Annotated in this window: 15 protein-coding genes and 1 pseudogene; 10 read left to right on the top strand and 6 right to left on the bottom strand. The window is 74.6% G+C overall.

Annotation, left to right across the window (positions count from 1 at the left end; translation table 11 throughout):
• Positions 1-213 precede the first annotated feature (213 nt).
• Entirely contained in the window at positions 214-3,405 is a 3,192-nt protein-coding gene (locus tag ACIQUQ_RS05975; RefSeq protein WP_403971774.1) for an AfsR/SARP family transcriptional regulator, read from the bottom strand.
• Between the two features lie 382 nt (positions 3,406-3,787).
• Here ACIQUQ_RS05975 and ACIQUQ_RS05970 point away from each other — a divergent pair, with 382 nt between their 5' ends.
• Both ACIQUQ_RS05970 and ACIQUQ_RS05965 read left to right on the top strand, forming a co-directional pair.
• A complete protein-coding gene (locus tag ACIQUQ_RS05970; protein WP_403971772.1) occupies positions 3,788-7,189 on the top strand; it encodes a BTAD domain-containing putative transcriptional regulator in 3,402 nt (1,133 codons plus the stop codon).
• 47 nt (positions 7,190-7,236) lie between these two features.
• Positions 7,237-7,518 (top strand): annotated as a pseudogene (locus ACIQUQ_RS05965) (IS5/IS1182 family transposase); the annotation flags it as partial.
• A 17-nt stretch (positions 7,519-7,535) separates the two neighbouring features.
• Here ACIQUQ_RS05965 and ACIQUQ_RS05960 read toward each other — a convergent pair.
• Complete coding sequence (locus tag ACIQUQ_RS05960; RefSeq protein WP_403971770.1) at positions 7,536-8,453, bottom strand: LysR family transcriptional regulator; 918 nt, start codon at positions 8,451-8,453, stop codon at positions 7,536-7,538.
• Between the two features lie 71 nt (positions 8,454-8,524).
• Between ACIQUQ_RS05960 and ACIQUQ_RS05955 the strand changes: the two genes are divergently transcribed.
• Together ACIQUQ_RS05955 and ACIQUQ_RS05950 are read left to right on the top strand one after the other, a co-directional pair.
• The gene (locus ACIQUQ_RS05955) at positions 8,525-9,187 is read left to right on the top strand and encodes a maleylpyruvate isomerase family mycothiol-dependent enzyme (protein ID WP_403971768.1); all 663 of its coding nucleotides are present in this window, start codon (positions 8,525-8,527) and stop codon (positions 9,185-9,187) included.
• The gene (locus ACIQUQ_RS05950) at positions 9,184-9,672 is read left to right on the top strand and encodes an anthrone oxygenase family protein (protein WP_403971766.1); all 489 of its coding nucleotides are present in this window, start codon (positions 9,184-9,186) and stop codon (positions 9,670-9,672) included. The genes ACIQUQ_RS05955 and ACIQUQ_RS05950 overlap by 4 nt, the downstream gene beginning before the upstream one ends.
• A gap of 219 nt (positions 9,673-9,891) precedes the next feature.
• Here the strand turns inward: ACIQUQ_RS05950 and ACIQUQ_RS05945 are convergent, their stop codons facing one another.
• The 4 genes from ACIQUQ_RS05945 to sigK all read right to left on the bottom strand — a co-directional run bounded on the left by ACIQUQ_RS05945 (position 9,892) and on the right by sigK (position 13,126).
• Positions 9,892-10,821, bottom strand: coding sequence for a TIGR03619 family F420-dependent LLM class oxidoreductase (locus ACIQUQ_RS05945; RefSeq protein WP_403971764.1), 930 nt, complete (start codon positions 10,819-10,821; stop codon positions 9,892-9,894).
• Between the two features lie 60 nt (positions 10,822-10,881).
• Entirely contained in the window at positions 10,882-11,565 is a 684-nt protein-coding gene (locus tag ACIQUQ_RS05940) for a hemerythrin domain-containing protein (RefSeq protein WP_403971761.1), read from the bottom strand.
• Positions 11,566-11,792: 227 nt separating this feature from the next.
• Positions 11,793-12,542, bottom strand: coding sequence for an anti-sigma factor domain-containing protein (locus ACIQUQ_RS05935; RefSeq protein ID WP_403971759.1), 750 nt, complete (start codon positions 12,540-12,542; stop codon positions 11,793-11,795).
• A complete protein-coding gene (gene sigK / locus ACIQUQ_RS05930; protein ID WP_403971757.1) occupies positions 12,539-13,126 on the bottom strand; it encodes an ECF RNA polymerase sigma factor SigK in 588 nt (195 codons plus the stop codon). The genes ACIQUQ_RS05935 and sigK overlap by 4 nt, the downstream gene beginning before the upstream one ends.
• A 312-nt stretch (positions 13,127-13,438) precedes the next feature.
• On the opposite strand from sigK, the gene ACIQUQ_RS05925 reads away from it, so the two are divergent.
• The 6 genes from ACIQUQ_RS05925 to ACIQUQ_RS05900 all read left to right on the top strand — a co-directional run bounded on the left by ACIQUQ_RS05925 (position 13,439) and on the right by ACIQUQ_RS05900 (position 20,236).
• Positions 13,439-15,139: a molybdopterin-dependent oxidoreductase gene (locus ACIQUQ_RS05925; protein WP_403971755.1), complete on the top strand. Its 1,701-nt coding sequence runs from the start codon at positions 13,439-13,441 to the stop codon at positions 15,137-15,139.
• Positions 15,136-15,783, top strand: coding sequence for a fasciclin domain-containing protein (locus ACIQUQ_RS05920; protein ID WP_403971753.1), 648 nt, complete (start codon positions 15,136-15,138; stop codon positions 15,781-15,783). The genes ACIQUQ_RS05925 and ACIQUQ_RS05920 overlap by 4 nt, the downstream gene beginning before the upstream one ends.
• A gap of 263 nt (positions 15,784-16,046) precedes the next feature.
• Complete coding sequence (locus ACIQUQ_RS05915) at positions 16,047-17,303, top strand: NAD(P)/FAD-dependent oxidoreductase (protein WP_403971751.1); 1,257 nt, start codon at positions 16,047-16,049, stop codon at positions 17,301-17,303.
• Positions 17,300-18,070, top strand: coding sequence for a DUF1365 domain-containing protein (locus tag ACIQUQ_RS05910; RefSeq protein ID WP_403971749.1), 771 nt, complete (start codon positions 17,300-17,302; stop codon positions 18,068-18,070). Before ACIQUQ_RS05915 ends, ACIQUQ_RS05910 begins: the two co-directional genes overlap by 4 nt.
• Positions 18,067-19,380, top strand: coding sequence for a class I SAM-dependent methyltransferase (locus ACIQUQ_RS05905; protein ID WP_403971747.1), 1,314 nt, complete (start codon positions 18,067-18,069; stop codon positions 19,378-19,380). Before ACIQUQ_RS05910 ends, ACIQUQ_RS05905 begins: the two co-directional genes overlap by 4 nt.
• A 31-nt stretch (positions 19,381-19,411) precedes the next feature.
• Positions 19,412-20,236 carry a DUF1295 domain-containing protein gene (locus tag ACIQUQ_RS05900; protein WP_403971745.1) on the top strand — a complete coding sequence of 275 codons (825 nt, stop codon included), beginning with the start codon at positions 19,412-19,414 and terminating at the stop codon, positions 20,234-20,236.
• Positions 20,237-20,241: the final 5 nt, after the last annotated feature.

The following is a 20,241-nucleotide window of genomic DNA, read 5'->3' as shown; positions in this document are numbered from 1 at the left end:
CGGGCCCCCCCCACCCCCCCCGGGGGGGCCCTTCGCCCCCGGGGGGGGGGGGCGCCCCGCGGCTTGGGGGGGGGCCCCGGGGCGGGGGGCGGGGGCCCCACCGCCCTTCGCCGTGCTGCTCGCGGGTCCCGCCCCCGGACGCGCCCGGGGGCGCGCGGCCTCCTCCGGGCACGGCCCCCGGAGGAGTACCACAGCGTCAGGGGTACGGCCGCGTCAGGGGGTACGGCCGCCGAGCCGCTCCAGCAGGTCGGCGGCGTCCCGCCGTTCCGGCAGCCCCAGCCCCTCGAAGATGTGCAGGGCCTGCTCCAGGTACACCTGGGCGCCCTCCGCGTCGGACCGGTCCGCGAGGACCCGGCCGCACACCAGCAGGGCCTGGCCCTCGGCCCGCTCGTCGGCGCGCCGCCGCGCCAGGGCGACCGCCCGGCGGCCCATCGACTCCGCCGCCGGGAACCTCCCGAGCAGGCGCAGCGAGTCCGCGAGCCGGTAGCGGACGTGCACCTCGCGGCCGTCGTCGCCGGCCCGGTGGCAGGCCTCCAGGGCCTCGGTCAGCTGCTCGCTCGCCTCCTCGTGGCGGCCCGCCCCGGCGAGCGCGACCCCGCGCACGTAGAGCGCGTACGCCAGGGCGGCGGCGTCGTCGAGCTCGCCGATGGCCTCCAGCACCTCCTCGGCCGCGGCGAGCGCGCGGGCCGTGTCGCCCAGACGGACGTGCGCCAGCGCGCAGTTGAGGCTGGTGGCGATCTCCCCCGAGCGGTGGCCGAGCCGGCGGGCGAGGGCCAGGGCCTCCTCGTAGTGGGCGATGGCCTCGTCGAAGTCGCCGAGGGTCACCGCGATCAGTCCGAGGTCGTTGAGGGCCTGCCGCAGGACCGGTACGTCGTCGGCCTCGCGGCAGGCCCGTACCGCAGACCGGGCGTGCTCCTGCGCGACCGGCAGCCGACCGGCCCGCAGCGCGAAGGAGCAGCTCAGCCACTGGGCCCGGCCGAACGACCGCCGGTCGCCGCGGCGTTCGGCAGCCTCGGCGACCCGGAGCGCGGCGGGCGCCAGCTGCTCGTGCCGCAGGTCGCCCACGAAGGGACTGAGCGCCACCAGCAGGTCGGTCGCGGCGGGCAGGAGCCGGCGGTACGGCTCCGCGTCGGCGCGGTCCGCGCACGTCTGGACCGCCAGGACGGCCGCCTCGAAGTGCTCGGCGGCCCAGGCGCGGGCCGCCTGGGGGTGCGCGAAGTCGCCGCCGGCCGCGCCGAGCGAGGCCAGTGAGCCGACCACCGCGTCACCGGGCACCAGCTGTGCGAAGGCGTTGCAGGCGGTGGCGAGCAGGTGGCCGAGCAGGCTCTCCCAGGCCCGGTCGGCCTCCGCCGGGTCGTGGGCGCGGGCGCGGTCGCGCCCGAAGACCCGCAGCAGGTCGTGGATGCGGTACCGGCCGGGCGCCGGGGATTCCATCATCGATGCGCTGACCAGCTCCTCCAGCAGGTCCTCGGCGTCGAAGGCATCGGTCTGCAGCACGGCCGCGGCGGCCTGCGGGCCCAGGTCGGCGGCCGTGGCCACGGCGATGAGCCGGAACGCCCGGGACTGCGCCGCGGGCAGGTGCCGGTAGCTGAGGTCGAACGCCGCCTCGACGGCCAGGTCGCCCACCTTGAGTTCGCTCACCCGGCGGGCCTCGTCGTGCAGCCGGGCCGTCAGGGCCGCGATGGGCCAGCCGGGCCTGGCCGCGAGGCGTGCGGACACGATCCGGGTGGCCAGGGGGAGCTGGCCGCACGCGTCGACGAGCGCTTGGACGTCGGAGCGTTCGGCGTCCAGGCGGCCGGGGCCGATGATGCTGCCGACCAGAGTGGCGGCGTCCTCGGGCAGCAGCCGGCCCAGTCCGAGCTGCACCGCGCCCTCCAGGCTGGGGAGTTGGGCGCGGCTGGTGACGAGGACGGCGCAGCCGGGCGCACCCGGTACGAGGTGGCGCACCTGGGCGGCGTCGGCCGCGTTGTCGAGGACGATCAGGACGCGGCGGCCGTCCAGGACGGTGCGCAGCAGCCGGGCGCGCGCGTCGACGGTGTCGGGGAGGAGGTGCAGGGGGTACCCGAGTCCGTCCAGGAAGGCGCCCAGCACGATGGCGGGGTCCTCCGGGTCGGGGTCCATGCCGCGGAGGTCGGCGTAGAGCTGCCCGTCGGGGTAGTGCTCGCGCACCAGGTGCGCGACGTGCAGCACGAGCGAGGTCTTGCCGATGCCGCCCATGCCGGAGACGGCCGCGAGCGGCAGGCCCTGCCGGTCGGGGGCGGTGAGCAACGCGCGTAGCTGATCCACTTCTGCACGGCGCCCGACGAAGTCGGGCACGGCGCGCAGGAGTTGGGCGGGGACGGCGCGGTGGGGCCCGCTGCGCGGCGGGGCCGCGCCGGCCGCACCCGCGGACGGTCCGGGTACGGCCGCACGGTGCGGCGCGTCGGGCGCGGGTCCGGCCGCCGGAACCGGTGCGGCCCCGCCACCGGGTCCCGCGGCCTCCCCCAGCCCGGCCCCGGGGCCGGACGCACGGCCGGGACCGGCACCAGGGCCCGGGCCGGGTTCCGGGGCCGCCCCCTGCGCGCCGGCCGCGGACCCCGCGCGGCCCGCCCGCGCCTCCGCGCGGGGTTCGTCGTCCGCCTCCTCCAGGATCCGGTGGTGCACGGCGGTGAGTTCCCGGCCCGGCTCCATCCCCTGTTCCTCGATGAGGGTGCGGCGGACCCGCTGGAACAGCGCGAGTGCCTCGGTGCGGCGCCCGGTGGCGTACAGGGCCCGCATCAGCAGCCCGTGCAGCCGTTCGCGCCCGGGGTGCTCCGCGGCGAGCGCGGTCAGCTCGGGGACCACCCCGCGGTGCCGGCCCTGTGCCAGCTCCAGGTCGTACTTCTCCTCCAGCAGGGCCGTGCGCAGTTCGCCCCAGCGCTCGCGCTGGCGGTCGGCGAACGGTCCCGGCACCCGCGCCAGGGGCTCGCCCCGCCACAGGCCGAGCGCGGCCGCGACGTGCCCGGCCGCCTCGGGAAGCCCGCCCGCCGCCCGCGCGGCCGCGGCCCGCTCGGCCAGCTCCGCCGCCTCCAGGGCGTCGACGGAGCAGCGGGGGACGTCGAGCCGGTAGCCGTCCCCCGCCGACACCAGGATCCGCGGCGCAGCCGGGTCCGGCTCCAGCAGCCTGCGCAGGCGCCAGGCGTACGTGCGCAGGTTGGCGATGGCTCCGTCCGGCGGGTCCTCGCCCCAGATCCCGGTGACGAGGTCCCACATGGACACGCCCAGCCCCGGCCGGAGCAGGAGCTGTACGAGCACCGCCTGCTGTTGCGGCGAGCCCGGCTTGATCTCCGTGGTCCCGTCGCCGCCGCCTCGTATCCGCAGCGGCCCGAGCACGGCGAACGCCAGCTCCCCCGGTTCCCCACCGTGCGCGATGTGCCGCACGGACATCCCCCCTAGTACCCCTCGGCCGTCGGTCACGCGCGGCCGGATCAGATGGTTCACGCGGCCGCGCGACCGGTTGGTCAGACCGGTCCGCCGTGCCGCGGGCCGATCATGCTACAGAACGGATCTTCGAGTTCCGCCCCCTCTCGGAGGCCCTCCGCGTGTCGGCCGAACGTGGCCGGAGACCGTACGTACCCGGGGCGGACGGGACCGGTCCAGCGGTGCCGGAAGCCGCCCGGACGGGGCCGTGTCCAGGGCGCCGCGGCGCGGGCCGGCATCCGCTGCTGCCGCCGCCCCGGCCGCTGCCGGAAGGGGAGCGCACGCACCGGCGCTCCTCGGCGCGGCGCCCTCTCGGGGCGCGGGCCGCGCGCCCTACGATGTTCTTGTCATGATCACATTTAAGGTGCTCGGCCCGTTCCGGATCGAGGTCGACGGCCGCCCGGCCGACGCGGGCGGCCGGCTCGCCCGGATGGTACTGGCCCAACTGCTGGTCGCCCGTGGGGCGGTGGTACCGACGGAACGGATCGTCGAACGGCTGTGGCCGACGCGGATCCCGTCGAGCGCCCAGGCCTCCCTCCACGCCTACATCGCGCGGCTGCGCCGCGTCCTCGAACCGGGGCGGGCCCCGCGCACCCCGGCGCAGCTCCTGGTGAGCGCACCCTACGGCTACGCCCTCGCCGTGCGGCAGGAGGCCGTGGACGCCTGGGTGTTCGAGGACCGGGTGGCGGCCTCCTCGGCTGCGGAACTGCCCGGCCGGGCTGCCGTCGAGGGCCTGGCCGCGGCGCTCGCCACCTGGGGCGGGCAGCCGTACGCGGAGTTCTCGGACGAGCCGTGGACCGCCGGTGAACGCACCCGCCTGGAGGAGGTGCACCGCGCCGCCCGCGAACGTCTCACCGCGGCGCGGCTGGGCTGCGGAGACGCCGCGCAGGCCCTCGCCGACGCGGGCGCCCTGACCCGCGAGCAGCCCCTGCACGAGGAGGGCTGGCGGCTGCTGGCGCTGGCACTGTGGGCCCGCGACCGTCAGGGGGACGCCCTGGCCGCGCTGCGGCAGGCGCGCCACCTCCTCGGCGAGGAACTCGGCGTCGAGCCCGGACCCGCCCTGCTGGAGCTGGAACGGGCCCTGCTGCACCAGCGCCTGGACGTGCTGCACCGGGCGACGGGGACCCCCGCCCCGACGGCGGTGGCCGTCGGGGGCGCGGACGTGGACTCCGCCGCGGTGGTGGTGCGCGGCCCGGCCGCGGTGGCCGGGCCGGGGACTCCGACCGTGCTGAGCGCGAACCGGCTGCTGGGCCGGGAGGAGGAGCTGGCCGGGCTCGCTGCCGCGGCGGACCGGGCGCGGGGCGGCCGGGCACAGGTGGTCGTGGTCTCGGGTGAGGCCGGCATCGGCAAGTCCAGCCTCCTGGAGGCCGCCGTCCGTCAACTGCCGGGACAGGGCTGGCTCGTCGGCTCCGGGCAGTGCCCGGAGACCGACGGGGCCCCGCCCGGCCGGGCCTGGTTCGACATGCTGCCGGACCTGGCGCGGACCGCGTCGCCGGGCCCGTACGCCGATGAGCTCAGCCCGCTCCTGGCCCCCGGCACCGCGGGCGACTCCGCGCAGCCGGAGGGCAGTCCGGCCCGGCGCTTCCGCCTGCACAGGGCGCTGCTCGGCTGGCTCCGCGACACGGCCGTGCGGCAGCCGCTGGCGATCGTGCTCGACGACCTGCACCGGGGCGACTCGGAGAGCGTCGAGCTGTTCCTGCTCTGCGCCGAGGAGCTGCGCGACGTGCCGCTGCTGCTGGTGGGCTCGTACCGGACCGGCGAGGGCGATCTGACCGGAGCCCTCGCCCGGCTGGCCGCCTGCTCGCCGGTGCGGCTGGCGCTCGGCGGGCTGTCGGACGGCCAGGCGGTGGAGCTGCTGCGGCGCGGTGCGGCGGAGATGAGCGACCACGCGGCGGTGGCCCTGGCGGAGCGGGCGGGGGGCAACCCCTTCCACCTGCGCGAGAGTTCGCTGCTACTGGCCGGTGAGGGGGAGCAGCAGGCGCTGGCCCGGGTCCCGCAGGGTGTCCAGGACGTGCTGCGGCGACGGCTGGCCCTGCTGGCGCCGACCGTGACGGCCGGGCTGCGGCTGGCGGCCGTCGCCGGCCGCGAGGCTCCCGTGGCCCTGCTCGTGCACGCCGCCGACAGCGACGCCGATCAGCTCCTCGACACGCTGGACACGGGAGTGACCGCCGGTCTGCTGACCGAGCCGCGTCCGGGCACGGTCCGCTTCACCCATGCCCTCGTACGGGACGCCCTGGAAAGCGACCTCACGCGCCTGCGGCTGGCCCGGATGCATTCCCGACTGGGCCGGAGCCTGATCGCCCTCGGCTCGGACGACGTCGCCGCCACCGCCCACCACCTGCTGCGGGCGGCGCCGGTCGTGACCGCCGACGCCGGGCCCGCGGTCCGCCACGCCCGGCTCGCGTGCGAGCAGGCGGTGCGCCGCTACGCCCCGCAGAGCGCCGAGGCCCTCCTGGACGCGGCCCTCGGGCTCCTCTCGGACCATCCGGCCGCCTTCGCCGACCAGGACGTGGCGCTCTTGCGGGTGATGCTGCTCGGGCAGCTGGTGGACTGCCGGATCCGGATGGGGGCCGTGGTCCCGGCCCGGGAGGCACAGGAGCAGGCCGTCCGGGTGGCCCGGGGCGAGGGCCGGGCAGACCTGCTGGTCGCGGCCTGGACCACCTGGACCGAGCCGACGCCGTGGCGAGTGCGCCCGTACGCGGCCTCCGACCCCGAGGCGGTCGAGGAGCTCGGCGGGCTGCTGAAGGACCCGGGGCTGACCGACCGGCAGCGCTGCCTGCTCCTGGACCAGCTGTCCGACGCGCTGGACGACACCGATCCCCGCGCGGTGGCCGTGGCACGGCAGGCCGTGGACACGGCCCGGACCGTGGGCGATCCGCGACTGCGGGGCCTGACGCTCACCTCCCTGCTGCGCAAGGTCGACTGCGAGCTCGACCCCGCCCTCTACCTGGAGCTCCACCGGGAACTCGGCGAGCTGGCCGAGTCCCAGGACAGCCCCGAGTACTCCTGGATGAGCGCCTACACCGCCGCCCGGATCGCCGCCGCCGCCAACGACCCGGCGGAGATGGAGCGGTGCCTCGTCCGGGCGGACGGGATCGCCGGGAGGTACGGGCTCCAGGGCGCGTTCGCGGTGGCCCGGCTGCGCCGGCCCATGCTCGCCATGGCCCGGGGGCGGTTCGGGGAGGCCGAGGAGGCCATGGCGTCGGCGGTCGAGGAGCTGCGCGCCCGGGGGGCCGTGGACCTGAGCGGGCTGGCCGCCCTGGGCGTCGGGTGCATGCGGCTCCAGCAGGGCCGGCTGGCCGAGATGGTGTCCGTGCTGCTCGTGGTGTGGGAGCGGTACAAGCCGCACAACGAAGGCCTCGTCGCGCTCGCGCTGCTGGCCGACGGCCGTCCCGAGGAGGCCCGGGAGATCTTCGGACAACGTGTGCCGCTGCGGCGCGACTTCGCCTTCACCATCCTGGCCGGGCTGCGCGGCATGGCCGCCGTCGCCCTCGGCGACACGGCGGCCGCCACCGAGGTGTACGAGGATCTGCTGCCCCTGCAGGGGCTGGCCGGCGGCACGAGCAGCCTCAGCCTCGCGTTCCGGCCCGTCGCGCAGACCCTCGGGGAGCTGGCCGGGTTCCTGGGCCGCCCCGAGGCGGCCCGGCGCCACTTCCACGAAGCCGGGCGGGTGGCCGCAGCGTGGGATTCCCCGCACTGGGCGGACGCGGCGCGGTCCGGCCTGGCCGGACTGCCGCCGACGCCCGCCTGAAGCGTGTCTCCTTGATCGGCTGGTCAGTTGATCGGATGGGTCCGTCCGGTTACTCATCCCGAGCGATCCGGAGTCACCTCCGCCGACGCCGAATCCGCGCGATCATCCCCCAGCCGTCCGACCAGGCCGGCCACCGGCTGCGGCGAGGCAGCGCGGGCGGTCGCCCGCCGGCTTTCGACGCGGCGTCGTACGAGCAGCGCAACGCGGTCGAGCGATGCAGCAACCGCCTCAGGCAATGGCGCGGCCTGGCCATGCGAACCGACAGACTGGCCGTCGCCCACCAGGCCGCGCTCCACGTCGCCGCCATCCTCATACGGGCACGACGGTGACCGAGGACGGAGGGTGTCTAGGAATCGGGGGGCTTGGGGACGACTCCGCGCAGGCGGTCGAGGAGAACGCGGGCCGCGGGACTCGAAGGGCCGCCAGTCTGCCAGGCGAGCGCGATGCGGGCACGCATCTCGGGTTGGACGATCCGCAGGGTGCGAAGGTGCCCGTCGAGGGGGGACTCGTTCTCCCCGGCAGGCAGCACGGCGATGCCGAGGCCCCGCGCGGCAAGCTGCGAGAGCACGTGTGGGGCTGCCGCCTCGAAGGCGACCCGGGGCCGGAATCCTGCCTGTGCACAGCCGCGTTCGAGCGCCGTGCGCACCCCGGTGCCGCGCGGCAGGCAGATCAGCGGCCGATCCCGCAGATCGGCGAGCGGGACGCTCGTACCGTCGACACGGTCGAGAACGCGATCGCCCGGCGCGACAGCGGCAACCAGCGGGACATCGATCACCGTCTGGAAGGCCGCTCCGGGCGGGGGCGCCTCGTCTGCCGTTCCGAGGACGGCGATGTCGAGCTCGCCGGCCAGGAGCGCGGCCTGCATCCGCTCCGTGGTGTCCTCGGTGAGAGCCACCTCCACCGAGGGGTGGAGGTCGTGGAAGTCCGCGAGTAGAGCGGCGATGTCGAAGGCGTGGCCAGTGGCGCCGGAGACCAGTCCGAGCGTGACCCGGCCGCGCAGCAGCCCCGTGTAGGCGTCGACCGTCTGCCGCACCGACTCCGCCGCGGCCAGTGCGGCCCGGGCGTACGGAAGGACCGCCCGGCCCACCTCGGTCGGTGTCACCGACCGGGCGGAGCGGTCGAGCAGGGGCTGCCCCAGCTCCTTCTCCAGCTGGCGGATCTGGGCGCTGAGGCCGGGCTGGGCCAGATGCAGCCGGGCGGCGGCTCTTGTGAAACCGCCTTCCTCGACGACGCAGACGAAGTAGCGCAGCTGGCGGAGTTCCATAAGCAGCGATTCTAGATTGCAGCAGAACCATCTACTGGCGCTGTCGATCTGTCGGCGTCAGGCTTGATCACATGGGGAACCCAGGAGCCCGCAATGGGACGCGTGCCGAGCTCAGGGCGGTGATCGCGGCGGAACGCCGGGAACTGGCCGACCTGTTCGACACATTGCAAACCGACCAGTGGAACGAGCAGAGTCTCTGCGCGGGATGGCGCGTTCGCGAAGTGGCGGCGCACATGTCGATGGGGTTCCGGCTCTCCTTGCCCACGGTGCTCGGTGAACTGGTCAAGGCACGCGGGAACCTTCACCGCATGACCGATCAGGTCGCGCGCAGGGATTCGGCCGCCCACTCCACCACCGCGCTCGCCGCCTTCCTGCGGGACAACGCCCACCATCCCTGGACACCACCGGTCGGCGGGCTCACGGCGGCGCTCGGCCACGACGTCGTGCACGGGCTGGACATCACCGTCGCCCTCGGCCTGCACCGGCGCGTCCCCGAGAACCGGCTGCGCATCCTCCTCGACGCCATCCGGCCCAGCAGCCTGAAGTTCTTCGGCGCCGACCTCGACGGAGTGCAGCTGTGCGCCGAGGACCTCGACTGGTCATACGGCTCCGGCTCACCAGTGTTCGGCGCTGCCCAAGACCTCCTGCTGCTGGCCTACGGCCGCAGGCTTCCGGACGGCCGGCTACGAGGAGAACCGAGCGACCGTTTCACGCAATCCGCCGAGGAAGTATGAACCAGATGCGCACCCGCCTCCTCCTGGGCCTGTCCCTGCTCTCCACTGGTCTGCTTGCCGGAGCCTTCGGCTACGGCGCCGCCAACCTGGTCCCCGCCTTCAACTCCGTGCCGATCGACATGAGACTCGACTTCCACACCGAGCTGATGAAGATGAACGGGATCACCGTGCAGGGGGCGATGGCGGTCTCGGCCCTCAGCGCCCTCACCCTGGCCGCCCTGACACGGGGACGAGCCCGAGTCCTCGCAGCCACCGCAGGGCTCCTGACTGTCGCGTCCTTTCTGATCACCCGGTTCGGGAATGTCCCGATCAACGGCCGCATCAAGCAGTGGGCCGCCACCGCGCCGCCGGCCGACCATGCGGAGATCCTGAGCCGCTGGGAACTGTTCAACGATGCCCGTACCTGCACTGCCGCGGCTGCGTTCGCCATCCTGATCTCTGTTGCCCTGCGCCAGGCAGGCAGCCGCGCGACCGAACACCACTGAACCCACCGCCGTCATCTCGACAGGCCGACGCGTCGACCCTGGCGAACCCGTATGAGGGCGCGATCCGTGTACTCCCGCCTGGCCTGCAGCGAAGTCCTCCCCGACGAACGCCAGCCCACCGCCATCGCCCACAACCATGACCGCTGCCACACAGCCCTCGGCGGACACCCACCCATCACCCGCGTCAACAACCCTGCGGGCCAATACACCTAGGCCGCCTCACCGTGCGGGCGGGGAGGGCGGTGCCAGTTCGGCCAGGAACTCCGCCGCGAGGTCGAGGAACTCCTCGGGTGAGTCCGTCGTGAGCTGGAGGTCCACGAGCACCTCGTCGGTCCGGGCGGTGCACATCTGCCCGAGGTGGTCGCAGATCTGGCGTACGGTCCCGCGGTGGTGGGTCTCCGCGGGGTCTGCCTCGGCGGTGGTGACCTGGGGATTCACCCGGAACACCCGGCGCAGGGCGGCCGGGTCCCGGCCCGCCGACTCGGCGGCCTCGACGGCGACCGACCACAGCGCCTGGAAGTAGGGCAGCGGCATCGAGGCCGCCAGCCAGCCGTCGGCACGCCGGCCGACCCGCTCCAACGCGTACGGGGTGAAGCCGCCCAGCAGGACGGGCGGCCTCGGGCCCTGGCGGGGTTTGGGCAGGACGGTCGACTCGGCGATCGTCCACAGGGAGCCGGTGTGCACGACCGGGTCGCGGCGCCACACGGCGTCGAGGACGTCGAGGGTCTCCTCCAGCCGGGCGCCGCGGCCCTGCCAGGGCACCCCGACGGCCTCGTACTCCTCCCGCATCCAGCCCAGCCCGATGCCGACGTCCAGGCGCCCGTGGCTGATCAGGTCGAGGGTGGTGAGTGCCCGGGCGAGCACGAGGGGCGGCTGCCACAGGGCGTTGAGCGTGCTGCTGCCGAGCCGGACCCGCTCGGTCGCGGTGGCCGCCACGGCCAGGGCGAGCAGCGGGTCGAGGTGGGTGCCGTACCGGACGGGCATCCGCCCTCCGCCGGCGTAGCCGTCGGGCGGGTCGAGCGGGGACAGCAGCCGGTCACCCACCCAGAGGCTGTGGCAGCCCAGGCCTTCCAGCGCCGCGCACATCCCGGCAGCGCGGTCGGGGTCGGCGAACGGACCGAACTGGGGGACGGAGAATCCAATGCGCATCGGGTGGAGTTCCTCGATCGGGACGGGACGGGGGCGGGGACGGGGGGCGGGGACGGCACGTCAGGCGGTGGCACGCCGGCCACGGACGCGGGCGGTTTCTCGGCGGTACTGCCGCTGCCCGAGGAGCTTCCACAGGACCCGGGCGGGGAGGGGCAGCCGGGCGAGGAACTCCTCGCGCTCCTCGGGCGAGGCGTCCTCCAGGATCGCGCCCAGAGCGATCATCAACCGGTCGCGGGGCGTCTCGGCGAGGCCGCGCTCTCCCACCGCGTGCCACTCCTCCGCGCTCACGTGGAGCGCGACCAGCGGCATCACCTCCCGTTCCTCCTCGTCGAGGTGGGCGCACAGCTGCCGGTGGTGCGTGCGCAGCGCCTCGGCGAGTTCGTCACGGTCCTCGGGCAGGGCCCGGGCCTGCCACCGGTCCATGAGCCGCTGGACCTCGGCGATCCCTTCGGTGAGGGCGTGGTGCTGGGTCTCCATCGCCAGAACCTGTTCGGCATCGAGGTCCAGGTGGGGCAGCAGCGCCGGCCACAGCATCTCGTCCTCGCCGGTGTGGTGGGTGTGCAGGCCGACGGAGTACAGCCGCCAGTGTTCGGCGAGGACCCGGGCGCGGGCGGTGTCGGCGGGGCGGACGTCCTGGACGAGTTCGGCCAGCAGGCGCGACTCGCGGCGGAACACCCGGTGGATCATTGCCATCTCGCGGGTGTAGGGATGGACGGTGGTGTCGGAAGGGTTGCTCGCGTTCATGGCTCCCAGTCTCCGGAGCCCGGTTGCAGGCCACTTGCAGTTGACTTGCCACCGTCTCCCCCTGCCTGACCGGCCCGCGTCCCCGCCGACCGGCGCGTGACGTACGTCCGCCGCCCCCGCCCCGCGCGGCCCCGACCCGTCACCGGACGGGACGGCGGGGGCGGGGCGCGGGCGCAGGGTGCTGCGACGCTCTTCCGTGCGGGCTCGACGGCCTGGGCGGGTGCCGGTCAGGTGGGAAGGGTCATCAGCAGCAGGGGGTCGGTGGTGGGCTGGGGCGAGCCCCCCGCGGGTTCGAGGGTGAGGCCGACCGCGCCCGCGTCGGCCGGGTTTCCGGTCAGCAGGACGGTGCCGTCGTGGTCGACGAAGCCGGCCGGGCGCATCGTGCCGTCGTGGTCGAGCCACAGCTGGTACGTCTTGCCCGTGCCGGGTGTGGGCAGGTTGGCGGCGGCGAAGACGGCCCGGTTCTGGCGGGCGGAGGTGACGACGGTGGTCAACGCGCCGTTGGCGGCGCGTCCGTGAACGGTGCGGGCGTCCGGCGCGGCGAGGACGGCGGTGACCGCGTCGAGCTGCTGCTGGGCCTGGCGGGCCTCCTGCGAGAGGTCACGGCTGTGGTACGCCTGCCACACCGTGACGCCGCCCAGCACGGCGACGGCCGCGCTGGCGGCCAGGGCCAGCGGCAGCGCCGCGCGGCGCAGCCGGCCGACGGCGGCGGGTGCGGACGGGGGGACCGGGATCCGCGGCGGGAGTTGACGCACCCCGTCGATGGCGGCCATGACCTGGTGCTTGGCCGACGCGGGCGGCGGCTCGGAAACCGCTGCGGCGAGCCGCGCCGCGGTCGCCTCGAGCTCCGCGGCTTCCTGCCGGCAGGCCTCGCACGCCCGCAGGTGGGCTTCGAAGGCGTCGCGTTCCCCCGCTTCGAGTGCGCCGAGGACGTAGGCGGCCGCGAGGGTGTGGACATCGGATGCGTGGTGTTTCACGTGGTCACCCCCATGCAGTCGCGGAGCCGGATGAGCCCGTCGCGCATGCGTGTCTTGATGGTGGGAAGCGGTGTGCGCAGGGCTTCGGCGACTTCACGGTAGGTCAGTCCCCGGTAGTAGGCCAGGGTCACCGCCTGCCGCTGGAGTTCGGTCAGGCCGCGCAGGCAGCGCCGGACCTGCTCCGACTCCAGGCGGGTCTCGACCTGTTCGGCGACCTCGTCGAAGGCGGTGGTGTGTTCGCGGGCGGCCTGGGCCTGTTCACGGTCGGAGGCGGCCTGGGCGGAGCGGACCCGGTCCACGGCCCGCCGGTGGGCGATGGTGGCGGCCCAGGTGGTCACCGCGCCGGCGTCCGGACGGTAGCGGGCGGCCTGCCGCCACAGGTCGATCATGACCTCCTGGGCCACCTCCTCGGACTGCGCCCGGTCGCGTACGACCTTCACCACGATCCCGAACACCAGGGGCGCGAGCGCGTCGTAGAGAGTGGAGAAGGCCTGTTTGTCGCCACGGGCGACCTTCTGCATGATCTCGGCGAGGTCGGCCCGGCCTGTGGCGGGTCCGCCGCGGAAGGGGAGTGGTTGGTTCACGTGCGGGTCTCCGGCCGTGGCGAGACGGCGAAGGCGCGGCCGGGCGGGGCCGTCGGGGGGCGGGGTGTCCATCGCATGCCGGTCCTTGGCTTCCTGGGGCTCGCGGGCGCGGTCCGGACCGCCGTGGCGGTCGGTCCGTTCACCGGAGCGGGTGGACGTCTCAGGAGTTCTTCGTAGCGGACGGGCATCCGGATGGGGGCGCATTTCGCCGCTCGCGCCGTCCGGCCGCTCCTGCTGCGGCGGGGAGCGGCAACAGGGATGACCGGTTCACTCTTTCGAGGGCGCACCAATCCACCGGGCGGGTGCCGGCGAATGACGGGTGTGAGCAGCTTCCGCAGCATCCTCTCCCGCGCCGGGTCGGGCGCCCTGGCCGGAGTTCTGGCCGCTTTCACCGCGCTCGGCGTGGCCGAGCTGGTCGCCGGCCTGGTGCGGCCCGCCGCGAGCCCGGTGACGGTGGTGGGCGGAGCGGCGATCGACCGCACTCCGGCCGCAGTGAAGGACTTCGCGATCCGGACGTTCGGGGAGAGCGACAAGGCCGTCCTGCAACTCGGGATCCTCGTGGTGCTCGCGGTCGCCGCCGTCGCCCTGGGCCTGCTCGGCCTGCGGCACCGGCTCTACGGCATCGCCGGCGTGCTGGCGTTCGGGATCCTCGGAGCCGCCGCAGCCCTCAGCCGTCCCGACTCCACCGGCATCGGTGACGCACTCCCCTCGGTCGCCGGTGCCTGCGCAGGGGCCTGCGTCCTTCACCTCCTGGTGTCGGCGGCAACTCCCGTACCCACCCGGGCGGATGGCGGGAGCGACGGCTCCGCATCCCGGTGGAGCAGGCGCGGGTTCCTGACCGCGGCGGCCGTGACCGCCTCGGCGGCGACCGCCGCGGCCGTCTCGGGGCGCTTCCTCTCCCGCCGCCACGGCCGGGCGGCGCTCGCCTCCCGGGAGGGCCTGGTCCTCCCCGCGCCCGCCTCCCCCGCGCCGCCCGTCCCGGCCGGTGCCCGGCTGCCCGTGCCCGGCATCACCCCGTTCACCACGCCCAGCCGGGAGTTCTACCGCGTCGACACCGCACTGAGCGTGCCCAGGGTCGACGCCGGAACGTGGCGGCTGCTCATCGGGGGCAAGGGCGTCACGCGGCCTCGTACCCACACCTTCGACCAGCTCCTCGCACGCCCGCTCATTCAACGCGACATCACCCTGACCTGTGTGTCCAACGAGGTCGGCGGGCCCTACGTCGGCAACGCCCGCTGGCTCGGCGTCCCGCTGGCGGACCTCCTGCGCGAGGCCGGCGTCCGTCCGCCGTCGCAGGGCGGCGAGGCCGACCAGTTGGTGGCCCGCTCGACCGACGGCATGACCCTGGGCTGCCCGGTCGAGGACGTGATGGACGGACGCGACGCCCTCCTCGCGGTCGGCATGAACGGCGAGCCGCTGCCCTTCGAGCACGGCTTCCCGGTCCGCATGCTCGTCCCGGGCCTGTACGGCTACGTCGGGGCCTGCAAGTGGATCGCGGAGCTCGAACTCACCACCTTCGATGCGTACGACGCCTACTGGGTCAGGCGCAAGTGGGCCCGTACGGCCCCGGTCAAGACCCAGGCCCGAATCGACACCCCCAGGCCCTTCGCACGCCCCGCGGCCGGGACCGTCACCGTCGCCGGCGTGGCCTGGGCCCAGCGCCGTGGCATCCGCCGCGTCGAAGTGCGCGTCGACGACGGGCCCTGGCAGGAGGCCGACCTGGCCGCGCAGGACACCGTCGACACCTGGCGCCAGTGGTCCTACCGCTGGCAGGCCACCCCCGGCGGGCACACGATCGCCGTCCGCGCCACCGACGGCACCGGCCGGGTGCAGACGGAACGGCGCACCCGGACCATCCCCGACGGAGCGAGCGGCCGGCACAGCGTCTTCGTCACCGTCCCCCAGACCCCCGGGCCGCCCCCACGGGGCGGATCCGGCAACACCACCGCATCACGCACCACGCATCCCACATCACGAATCACGCATCACAGCGCAAGGAGCACACGACCATGAACAGCATCACGATCCGCCGCACCGCCATCGCCGTCGCCGCGGCAGCCCTGCTCCCCCTCTCCCTGGCCGCGTGCTCCGACTCCGGCAGCGAGACCAAGGCCGCGCCCACCGCTGCCGGCGCCGCCGCGGGGACCGGGGAGAGCAGCCCCGCCGGCGACACGACGACCGGTGACGAGCCGTTCGGACCGGCCTGTGCCGGTGTTCCGAAGGAAGGCGCGGGCTCCTTCGACGGCATGGCCAAGGACCCGGTCGCGACCGCCGCGTCCAACAACCCGGCCCTGTCCACCCTGGTCGCCGCGGTCAAGCAGGCGGGGCTGGTCGACACGCTGAACAACGCGAAGGACATCACGGTCTTCGCCCCGACCAACGAGGCCTTCGCGAAGATCCCCAAGGCCGACCTCGACAAGGTCCTCGCCGACAAGGCCGCCCTCACCAACATCCTCACGTACCACGTGGTGGGGCAGCGGCTCACCCCGCAGCAGCTGGAGAACGGCACGTTCGAGACCCTGCAGAAGGGCATGATCACCACCGCCGGCTCCGGCGAGTCCTACACGGTCAACGACACCGCCAAGGTGGTCTGCGGCAACGTCAAGACCGCCAACGCCAACGTCTACATCATCGACACCGTGCTGATGCCGAAGTAGCCGGCCCGCCCGGGGCGGGCGCGTACGGCGGCCCTGCCGCCCTTCCGCGGAGGGAGGAGCACAGGGCCGCCGCTCGTGACGTTCCGGTTTTCGCTGCGCAAACGCTGCGAGTTGTTCCGGGCGGTGCGCCGCGCGGAATCTGACCACGTCGCGTCCCCGTCCGGCAGCGGCGCGGCGCCGAAGAACCGGTGCGGAACCAGCAGTGAAGGCCCGGGCCTCGGGAGGACCTCTTCCCGGCCCGTCGAGATCAGGGGGTAGAGGGCATGGGCAGCAAGAGCATCGCCGTCGTGGGTGCGGGAATTTCCGGGCTCACGGCCGCCCATGTCCTGTCGCGCACCCACGAGGTGGTGCTCTACGAGGCCGACGAGCGCCTCGGAGGGCACGCGCACACCCACCAGGTGCCGACGGCCGGGGGCGGGACGGTCGGCGTCGACACCGGGTTCATCGTCCACAACGAGCGGACCTACCCCCACCTCCTGCGGCTCTTCCGTGAACTGGGCGTGACCACGCAGGACTCCGAGATGAGCATGTCGGTCCGGTGCGACGGCTGCGGCCTGGAGTACGCGGGTGCCCGCGGCCCGCGCGGGCTGCTGGGCGGGGGCAACCTGCTGCGCGGCCGCCACCTGCTCATGCTGGCCGACGTACCGCGGTTCCACCGCGCCGCCCGCCGGCTCCTCGCGGACGGCGACACCACCCGCACCTTCGGTGACTTCCTCCGCGACCACCGCTTCCCGGCGTACTTCGTCAGCCACTTCGCCCTGCCCCTGGTCGCGGCCGTCTGGTCCTGCGCCCCGGACACCGCCCTGCAGTACCCGGCCGGCTACCTCTTCCGCTTCCTCGACCACCACGGACTGCTCTCGGTCACCGGATCCCCGCAGTGGAAGACCGTCACCGGAGGGTCCGCGGCCTACGTCGAGAAGGCAGCCAAGTCCGCGTCCCGCGTCCAGACCTCCACGCCCGTCCGCAGGATCGTGCGCGGCGCCGGCCACGTGCGCATCCTCACCGACGACGGGGAGACGGCCGAGCACGCCGCCGTCGTCATCGCCGTCCACCCCCACCAGGCGCTGCGCCTGCTGGACGGCCCCACCGACCTGGAGCGGCGCGTTCTGGGTGCCTTCACCTACTCGCGCAACCCGACGGTGCTGCACCGGGACACCTCGCAGCTGCCGCGCGGCGGCCACGCCCGGGCCTCCTGGAACTACCGGCTCCCCTCCTGCTCCGCCCGCCCCGGGTCCGTCCAGGTCAGCTACGACATGAACCGGCTGCAACGCCTGCCCGCCCACGAGCCGCACATCGTCACGCTCAACCCCGGTGACCGCATCGACGAGACGATGGTGCTGGCCCGGATGGAGTACGAGCACCCGGTCTACACGACCGCCTCGGTCGCGGCGCAGCGCCTGCTGCCCGCCCTGAACGACCGCGTGACCGCGTACGCCGGCGCCTACCACGGGTGGGGGTTCCACGAGGACGGCTGCCGCTCGGGCGCAGAGGCGGCCAGAGCGCTGGGAGCGACCTGGTGAGCGCGACAGCAGCCCCGCCGACGGCCCCCCACGTCCCCGCCCTGTACGCGACGGAGGTGCGGCACGTGCGGACGGCGCCCTTCGGGTACGGGCTCCGGCACCGCACGTACATGTGGCTGGTGGACCTGGACGACCTGCCCGTCCTCCCCCGGCCGCTGCGGCCGTTCGCGCGCTTCGAGGCCCGGGACCACTTCGCGGGGAAGGCGCCCAGCCTGCGCGCCGGGCTCGACGCGTACCTCGCGGCCCAGGGCGCGCAGCGGCCGGAGGGACGGGTCCTGATGCTCGCCCACGCCCGCGTCCTGGGGCACGTGTTCAATCCCCTGACCCTGTACTGGTGCCACGACGGGTCCGGGCGCCTGGACTGCGTCGTCGCCGAGGTGCACAACACCTACGGCGAACGCCACTGCTACCTCCTGCGCCCGGACGCCGAAGGCCGTGCCGAGGTGGCCAAGGACTTCTACGTCTCCCCCTTCTTCGGGGTCGAGGGCGACTACCGGATGAGGCTGCCGCTGCCCGGGGACCGCCTCGACCTCACCGTCCAGCTCCGTCACGGCGACGGTTCCCGCCCCCTGACCGCCACCGTCCGCGGTATGCACCGCCCGGCGGGCGGCCGGGCTCTGCTGGCCGCCCTCCTGCGCAACCCGTGGTCGACGGCAGGGGTGTCCCTCGGCATCCGCCGGCACGGAATACGCCTGTACCTGAAACGCCTCCCCGTCCAGCCCCGGCCCACCCACCCGGGCCCCGTCGCCCAGGAAGACACACCGTGACGCTCACCCTTCCCCCTGCTCCCCACGACGAGACCGGCGCCGGCCGCCACCTCGTGGACGCCGCACGCTGGCCCGACGTCGCCCGTCTGCCCCCGGCCTCGGCCCTGCGCACCTCCATAGCGCGCCGGATCGTCGAGCGCGCCTTCCGGCGGCTGCCGCTGCGGGTACGCACCGGCGGGGCCACGGCGCCCCTCCCCCACCAGCCGCAGGGCGGAGCCGCCCGGCTGCCGGTCCTGACGCTGCGCGACCCGGACGCGTTCCACCGGAGGATCGGCGCGGACGGGCTGATCGGCTTCGGCGAGGCGTACATGGCCGGCGAATGGGACAGCGACGACCTGGTCGAGGTCCTCACCGTCCTGGCCGGCCACGTGGACGAGCTGGTGCCCGGGCCGCTGCGCGGCCTGCGCCGCGCGTGGGTCCGCCGCAGGCCCCCGTCGGACCTGAACACCGTCGAGGGGGCACGCGAGAACATCCACCGCCACTACGACCTGTCGAACGACCTGTTCGCCACGTTCCTCGACCCCACCCTCACCTACTCCTCGGCCGTCTTCGCCTCCCTCCCGGCCGATGCCGGGGACCTCCCCGCGGCACAGCACCGCAAGATCGACCGCCTCCTGGACCTGGCCGGGACGGGACCGGGCACCAGCCTGGTGGAGATCGGGACCGGCTGGGGCGAACTCGCCATCCGGGCCGCCCTGCGCGGTGCCCGCGTCCACACCGTCACCCTCTCCCGGGAACAGCGGGAACTGGCTCTCCGTCGCATCGCGGACGCCGGGGTCGCCGACCGGGTCACGGTGGAGCTGTGCGACTACCGGCGCCTGGAGGGCACGTACGACGCCGTCGTGAGCGTCGAGATGATCGAAGCCGTGGGAGCGGCCTACTGGCCCGCCTACTTCGGTGCCGTGCGCCGCCTGCTGGCTCCGGGCGGCCGGGCCGCACTCCAGGCCATCACCATGCCGCACGAGCAGGTCCTGAACACCGCACGCACCCACACCTGGATCAGCAAGTACGTCTTCCCCGGGGGCCTGATCCCCTCGCGGGAGGCCATCGCCCGGGAGAGCGCGGCCGCCGGACTGCGGGTCGTGCACGACACCGGCTACGGCGACCACTACGCGGAGACGCTGCGGCTGTGGCGCGAGGAGTTCGTACGCCGGTCCGCCGAGGTGACCGCCCTGGGCTTCGACCACGCCTTCCTGCGCATGTGGGAGCTCTACCTCGCCTACTCCGAGGCCGGATTCCGCTCGGGCTACCTCGACGTGCGGCAGGTCGTGCTCACCGGCGGCGAGCGGCCCGGCGAGGACGCCCGATGACCGCGGCACCGCGTGCGAAGGGGACCCGCACGTGAGCACCGTCGACGTCTCGGCCCTCGGCACCGTCCTCGCCGCGTCGGCGGGCACCGCGCTCGTCGTCATGCTCGGCGCGTTCGCGGTCGGCACGGTCAAGGGCGTACACCGGATCGTCGACATCGCCTGGGGGCTGGCCTTCGCCGCCGTGGCGGTCGTCGGGTGGTTCCTCTCGGCCGGGCACGGCGACCCCGCGCGACGCACCGTCGTCGCGCTGGCCACCGTCGTGTGGGGGCTGCGTCTGGCGGCGCACATCGCCTGGCGCGCCCGCGGGCACGGCGAGGACCCGCGGTACGCGCGCATGCTGGCCCGGGCTCCCGGGAGCAGGTCGCTGTACGCCCTGCGGACCGTCTACCTGCTCCAGGGCGCCCTGGTCTGGCTGATCTCCCTGCCCGTGCAGACGGACCTGCTGCTGCCCCGGCCCCTGGACGTCACGGCCGCGCTCGGGCTCGCCCTGTGGGCCGCCGGACTCTTCTTCGAAGCGGTGGGGGACCACCAGCTCGCGCGCTTCAAGTCCGACCCGGCGAACAAGGGCCGCATCATGGACCGCGGGCTGTGGGCCTGGACCCGGCACCCCAACTACTTCGGCGACTTCCTCGTCTGGTGGGGTCTGTACCTGACGGCCTGTGCGACCTGGCCCGCCGCGGCGGCCACCGTCGTCTCGCCACTGGTGATGAGCGCCCTGCTCATCAAGGGCAGCGGCAAACGCCTGCTGGAGGCGCACATGGCCGGCCGGCCGGGGTACGCCGCCTACCAGGCCCGCACCAGCGGCTTCTTCCCCCGGCCGCCGCGCCCGCCACGAGACGCCCGGCATCCGCTGTAGGAGCG

Origin of the sequence: Streptomyces sp. NPDC101118 (assembly GCF_044759445.1) — a bacterium.
Taxonomy (GTDB): Bacteria; Actinomycetota; Actinomycetes; order Streptomycetales; family Streptomycetaceae; genus Streptomyces.
This window is presented reverse-complemented; position numbering and strand designations above follow the sequence as displayed.